The 381-nt window shown below is 45.9% G+C and carries 1 protein-coding gene; it reads right to left on the bottom strand.

The window, feature by feature from the left end:
- The coding region (locus tag UF06_RS05475) for a class II fructose-bisphosphate aldolase (RefSeq protein WP_045569550.1) at positions 1-381 on the bottom strand (381 nt) is incomplete at both ends.

The following is a 381-nucleotide window of genomic DNA, read 5'->3' as shown; positions in this document are numbered from 1 at the left end:
GCTCTTCTTTGTACATCGCATGAGCAGTACCAATGGCCACCGCCAAATAGTCAATCCCAGTGCGCTGAATAAATTCGGCAGCCGCATCAGAGTCTGTATACATTGCGTCTTTAGCATCAACAACAAGAACGTATACGATGCCACCAAGGCGGCCGAGCTCGGCTTCAACCGTACAATCCCATACGTGACAGAACTGAACGACTTTTTTAACCAGCTCAATGTTCTCGTCAAACTTGAAGTGCGAGCCATCAATCATTGCAGATTTGATGCCGGCTTCAACTTTATTGCGGATATCTTTCATTGACTCGTGATGGTCAAGATGAAGCGCAAAAGGCATGTGATAGCGACGTGCTGCTGCTTTACAAATATTAACCAGGTAAT

The sequence above is a fragment of the Vibrio sp. S234-5 genome, assembly GCF_000960595.1.
GTDB lineage: Bacteria > Pseudomonadota > Gammaproteobacteria > Enterobacterales > Vibrionaceae > Vibrio.
The sequence above is the reverse complement of the archived record's forward strand: the minus strand, read 5'-3'. Positions and strand labels throughout refer to the sequence as shown.